Here is a 6,526-nt window from a genome sequence, read left to right as displayed (position 1 = left end):
CACATCGGTAGATTTGCCTTGATATTATGTGTGCGTGATCGCTATGCAAAAGTCTACTGGTTATTTTGTTGGAATAGAGATAAGAGATCAGCGAGATAAGGAGAATAACAATGCAGTACATGCGCCCATGGATTTTATGGATGGCTTTAGCGATCACGCTATCACCCGCTGTTCTTCTGGCTGAAGAAGAGCAGATTATTTCAGAACTTAAAAAAGGAAATGTAGAGGGTGTTCGAGGTATGATTGATAGAGGTTTGAATGTAAATTTGCAAACCGAAAATGAAGCTACTTTATTAATGTTAATAGTATGTGGAGATGGATGTGGAATCTCCTTATCTCAAAATGAACAACTTTCCTTATTGAGTTTATTAATAAAAAATGGGGCTAACGTAAATTCTCAAATTAATAATAGGGATACGGCTATATGTTATGCTGTTATAGGGCCGCATGATATACAGAACGAGGAGGCAACGAAGGGCGGTAATTCACGCTTGCCGATTGTGAAAATGCTTCTTGATAATGGAGCAAATATCAATATAGGATGTGAAGGAAGGGGCGCAGAGAGTTATCCGCCTTTAGTGCATGCTGCTGAGAGTGGATATTATCAAGTTGTAGATCTATTTCTCAAGTATGGCGCATATAAAGATATTGATCATTCGCTTGAACTTGCCATTAGCAACCATCATAACCAAACCGCGAAGGTGTTACAGCAAAAGATCGTAAACCTGGATCAATTGCGGCAGGGCAAAAGTACATGGGATCTTGCCGATATGGAAATCAATGGAAAAAAGGTATCGTTCAAACCACTGCGTTATAACTTTGAAGATAGCGAGCTTTTTACTACAAACAGCATTTATAAATTCCGTATAGATCCAACACAGACTCCCATGCATTTGGACATCACTGGTGATAATGAAACTTTCTTTGGCATTTATGAGGTGAATGGGAATCAATTAAAAATCGCTTATCGGTTTCCGAGTAGTCCCGAAGGCCGACCGAAAGATTTTTCAACGAATGCGGATTCAAAGTTAATCGCGATGACCTTCAGGAAGCTCACGCCTGACATATATATACCCTTGGATGAAGGACGAACGTGGGCGTATCAATTTTCTATTGGAAATTTTCTTGGTATCAAAGGGAATGAGAAAATGGTTATGGCAAATTTTGCAAAGAGGGAGCTTGAAAGTAGAAAAGTCACTCCACAGAAAATCGACATTGGGGAACGAACAGGGTTTTTATTTCTAGCCCAGGATGAACAAGGGATTTATGAATATGCGGAACAGGAACCTGGTGAATTTAAGCCAAAAATAAAAGATTCGCCCGCCTACTTAATCAAGGCCCCCATAAAAGCTGGAGCCGGATGGGACGAACAATACACAACTGAAAGTTTACAGCAAGATTTAAGCTTACCTGTGAAAGCAGTCATTGAAAGTTTGGATGAAGTAGTCACGGTTCCCGCCGGTACCTTCGAACAATGTCTCAAAGTTGCTAAAACCGGCCGAACTCAAAGAGATAAAGGGATTTGGGGTAAGGAAGAGGTCTCTGTCGAACAATATACTTGGTATGCTCCTGGCGTAGGTTTAGTGCAATCGGTGATTAAAGAAAAAGGTTCTACCATTATGGTTGGCGCCGCCCAAGAAATGATGCAATTGGCATCATTCAAGAAGTAAAACAAGGTTGTGACTATAATAGATTTTGGAGATAGACATGAAAGAAAATGCAGCAATGAATATGGTACGTTCTTCGGTAATCTTTTTAGCAGGTTTTTTATTGATGATTAATTCTGTGGGGATAGCGGTAGCCGATGTTGATAAAACTGATTCTGCTGTTCAGCCAATCATAGATAATTTAGCAAAAAATGAAAATGTTAAAATAACAATAGAAGATATTAATGTTCACAATATCCTGGGTAAAAACTTTCTCGTTATTTTACCTGGACTTGACATGGAAGGCCATATTATCCGTGGTGCCAGTGGCAACGGTGATATTCTAGTTTATATGAAAAAGGATTCAAATTATATTCTTGCAGGTAAATTGGATGGTAATAGTTATGAACTTAAAGAAATGAGAGGAAAGGTTAGTTTGATTAAAAGATCTCATGCAGGTGGCGGATGGGAACCACCAACCGCTTACGAGCTTTCGGGTGAAAATTTTGTGGAGTCTGACAAATATGAGGTATTAAATCGAAATAATACGAGCTGGTTTGATGTCAATGCTCGGATCTCACCACTTTATGACCTCAGCGATGAAGTCACGATCAAAACGGTTTTGGAAAGAGCCTTGGAGGAAGGAAACAATAAATCAGGCAACTATGGTTATATTTCTGTCCATGTTTATCAGAACGACAAACTTGCTGTTGATTTTGAGGGAGTTGCTGATAATCTGGATACAACTGAAAAGGTTATTACCGCCTCTAAGATTGATAATCTTGCAAAACGTAATCAAGAAAATATCATTTCCGAGCTCAGGAAGGGAAATGTCAGTGTTGTTCGAAGCATGATCGAGAACGGTACGAATGTTGATGCCAGAGACGAAGGCAGTATGGAAGGAGAAAAAGTTGCTGGTCCTACGTTACTAATGCTTACAGCCTGTGGGAAAGATTGCAATGTTAATCTGACCGAGGAAGATCAAATTTCGTTGCTGAAATTATTATTAAACAAGGGAGCTGATGTCAATGCTAACGTACCTTGGGGTGAAACAGTGTTAACTTATGCTATTGCTGGGGAGAAGCACGAAGGAAAAACAGAGGAGGAAACAAAAGGTGGATTTTCACGCTTACCGATTGTCAAGATGCTTCTTGATCGTGGAGCAAAACCAAACGTAGGTGGAGCCTACGAACATACAATGTGGGGTGTTACATGCCTAACACGTGCTGCTAAGCATGGTTATTATCAAGTTGTAAGTCTGTTGTTTCAATACGGGGCTCATGAAGGTTTGGATCAAGCCTATAAATTTGCCAAGGATCAGAACCATGCCCAAACCGCAAAGCTGATCCAAGATAAATTTTGGAGTAATTTCAAATCCAATTGTTTAACCAATAGTGGATTTTCAAAATCTTTAATAATTGGTGATCCCATTGATACTGAAAACTATGCTATTTCAATTGTTCAGGGAAAGCGGACTTCTTCAGATTCTGATATAAGTACCGCGATTTGTATTTTTGACAAGATAAACGAAAAGATAGAATTTGCAGAGCTAAGCGCATTTAAAAAGTTTCCATTTGCTTTAGCTGCTTTAGCTAAAAGTAAAGACAAGCAGTTGCAACAAGAGGCCCAAAAATTAACCTGCAATGCTGCGCAACAATTATTATCTAACGAACCTGTGTTGGACCAAAGTAAGGAATTTAGTTGTATTTATAACAGTAAATATACTAAATCCATAATAATTGGTGAACCTACTTATACTGATAATTTTAGTGTTTTCTTAATCCAGGGAAAACGGTCAAAGATGGATACTAATCTTAGTACGGCTATTTGTATTTATGATAAAAAATCTGAAAGGATGGAATTTATAGAGCCGGATGCATTCACTACATATCCGTTTGCTTTAGCTACGTTAGCACAAAACAAAGATGCACAAACACAACCTGATTCCAACAAATCAAATTGCAATGAAGCTCAGCAACTTTTCAATAACTATATAGATAGTAATAAGTTGACACGTAATGAAGCTAAAGAGTTGTTAGCTAAGTATTTGTATAACTCAAAATATAGAACAGTATTATTACAAATTAGTTATGGTGATACTTCAGATAGACAGTTTTATGATATTAGAAACACTACTTCATTACAGCGTTGTTATGCTGAAAAAGCCAATGCCTATAACCATGCTGCTAATGAAGGATACCTAATATTAAGTATAATATCAGATGGTGTAAGAGAAATAAGAATTGATCCCATAAGCATTTATCGCCATTTCACAAAATGTAATATTAATTTTGGAGATAAAATAAGACCCTATCTTTTCTCATATAACAAAGATAGTGCGGAAGTTATAATTGCGATGAAGTCGATAGCATCAATATCAGGAATAACTCCTATTAGTGGAATTGGAAATATGCCAACAGAAATGCGAGTAGAATTTCAAATAAAATACACTCCAACTCCTTTAGCAGAGGTTTTTGCACAACTAATATTTCCAAATGGTATTTTACCTAAAGATATCACTATTCCATTTAATAAAGTTAGCTATTTCCAACTTTACGATGATGGTTGGAGAGTCAGAGAAGCAGATTTTTATGATCGTTATTAAAATCACAGAATTAAAGTCAATGGTTCGGACAGTTTTCAGGTGGGGACAGGATTAATGATGCCGTAATTACAAAGGGTTTCATACTCGGGGCTATTTTCTGTCAAGGTCTGGCCCGGAGCTAAGTACGCTAAAATTTTCTTGAGGAAATGGGCGTTGAAACACCGCCGGACGAGGCTGGCCATCGAGAACGGGGTCGGGAGGTGACCGTAGGTCTGGACGGCTTGCAGTTTGCTGAGGGACACTACGGTGAGGCTGGCATTGACATGAAAAGTCATCGCATCGGTTCGGCGGGCCTGGCCATGGGTGAGCCCGGCGAACTGCTTGCTGTCGCGGAAGAGAAATTCAATCTGGAAGCGGGCTTTGTAATACCGGTAGAGCGTGACGGGGTCCAAGTCCAGATCGGTGCTAAACAGGAGGGCGATCCGTTGGGTCCGCCGGTGAATGACGACCACGACGCGGACGTGCCGGCCCAAGCGGGGGAGATAGACGAGGGCGGTTTCGAGGCCGAGCGCCGGGTCGGGGGACGCCACGGCGGCAAACACCGCCGGGTCGCGGTGGGTCCAATCGACTTTACCGGCGTAGCGGCGGGGGGCTCCACGCCCGGCGTAGGGTCCGGTATAGAGGTAACGCGCATCGGCATCGCGCCGGAGTTTGCTGATCAGGTCGAGCTTTAACGCGACCACGCCCTCGACGAACTTGACCTTGCTGAAGTACCCATCGGCGGTGAGATAGCGCAGGCGGGCTAAATCGTGCTTTGGAATCACCCGGTTTAAATGGGCCAGATAGGCATCCACGCGGCTATCGTCGTCTTTCGCTTTTGGATCGGTCTTGGTCTTGGTCTTGGTCTTGGTCTTGGCCTTGGCCTTGGCCTTCTTGCGGCGGGACGGGGCCTTGGCGGGTACCGTCTCGGGGTTGGCCGGGGTGTCGGGGTTGGCCGAGGTGTCGGTCGAGGGGGTCGTGCGAGACCCCGGCGGGGTCATCTCCGCGCTGATCGTATAGGCCGTATTGGCCGTCACATCCACCCAAGCCAACGCATGGGTTTCCAAACCCCGTTCCGCTCGCCCCGCACTGCCGTTCCAAAAGTGGCCCAGTCCTTCGGTGTGCTCCCCGCTCTTGGGGAGGTAGCTGGGGTCAAAGGCTAACACCGACTCATGCGCCGGCGGCACCACCGCCCGAATCGCCGCCACGTTCAGGCCCGCCCAGTCCACCGGCCGCCGAAACCACCGACTGAAGGTTTTCTCGACATACTCACTGTAGCGGCTTAAATTGCGAAACGTCGCCCGCCCCGGCACGATCAGCAGCACGAGCAACAACTCGCTTAGAAAAGACCGGAACGGTTGGCTCCATTTCATGTTCGACAGTACACTTTCGAGCAGCGGCATCGGGTCATCCCTCGGATTCGGTGTGGGTTCACCACTTCACCCTATCCGAAACTGACCCAGTGCCGCTACCCTCCTGACCTTGCCTCCCAAAAACTGTCCGAACTATTGAAAGTTATGTGTGAAGTGAACCCCATTGTCCAGACAACTTTTGGTCGAATTTAAGGTAGTGCCTCTGCGTTTGTTGGTGACAGTATGATGGCCCTGTCGGCATAAGCCTCGGCGGGTGTTCGATAGTCCAGAGCCTGATGGGGACTGGTGTTTTTATACAGCTTCTTAGTTAGTAAAAGAGTTATTATTAGGGTTGATAGAATTACTAATCCATCAGAAACAAGAAATATAGTAGAATATAGTTACATAGTTGAGCAAACTCCTATTGGAAAAATATTAGTTCCTGATCAAAGTAATCTGGGAATAATCCAGAAAGATAGAGCAGATTTAGTTCTATTTGATGATGGTTGGACGGTTGAATCACCTTGGTAAGATGAATATCACCATCCATTCCAACCGGTAGTGATAACCGATTATGAGCGGATCTCCAATTCCAGTCGAATTTGTGCCTCTTGCCCGCCCACGGCTCGCTGCCACCGCCACGCTTTGATCGCCTCTAATAGGCATTTTACCCACGGTTCAGCCTTTGGACCGCCGTTGGCGGGCTTGACCTCGGTCACTTTGCCCTAGGTGCGGTGGTCTGAAAAGATGCTCTTTTGGGTAAAACCGCAATCAGTTTTGGTCTCTGAAGGTATCTGATTTCCGGGGTGGCATGGACTGTGGAGTTGAGGAACTGGCAGCCTTTGGCGCGATAACGGGGGCGGGCAACTGCTGTTTATTACTCGCACCAGCCAGCGATCCTTGCACGCTGACCAGATCGATCGGCGGTAAAGCGGGAAAGAGCG

General features: G+C 43.9%; 3 protein-coding genes. 2 read left to right on the top strand and 1 reads right to left on the bottom strand.

Features of this window, described 5'->3' with window-relative positions; genetic code table 11:
- Nucleotides 1–119 precede the first annotated feature (119 nt).
- Nucleotides 120–1,670, top strand: coding sequence for an ankyrin repeat domain-containing protein (locus tag V9G42_00125; protein ID MEI2757815.1), 1,551 nt, complete (start codon nt 120–122; stop codon nt 1,668–1,670).
- A 37-nt stretch (nt 1,671–1,707) separates the two neighbouring features.
- Nucleotides 1,708–4,251: an ankyrin repeat domain-containing protein gene (locus tag V9G42_00120; GenBank protein ID MEI2757814.1), complete on the top strand. Its 2,544-nt coding sequence runs from the start codon at nt 1,708–1,710 to the stop codon at nt 4,249–4,251.
- 35 nt (nt 4,252–4,286) lie between these two features.
- Here the strand turns inward: V9G42_00120 and V9G42_00115 are convergent, their stop codons facing one another.
- Nucleotides 4,287–5,633 carry a transposase gene (locus tag V9G42_00115; protein ID MEI2757813.1) on the bottom strand — a complete coding sequence of 449 codons (1,347 nt, stop codon included), beginning with the start codon at nt 5,631–5,633 and terminating at the stop codon, nt 4,287–4,289.
- Between the last annotated feature and the right edge of the window lie 893 nt (nt 5,634–6,526).

Source organism: Bacteroidia bacterium, assembly GCA_037045145.1.
GTDB lineage: Bacteria > Bacteroidota > Bacteroidia > AKYH767-A > OLB10 > OLB10.
This window is presented reverse-complemented; position numbering and strand designations above follow the sequence as displayed.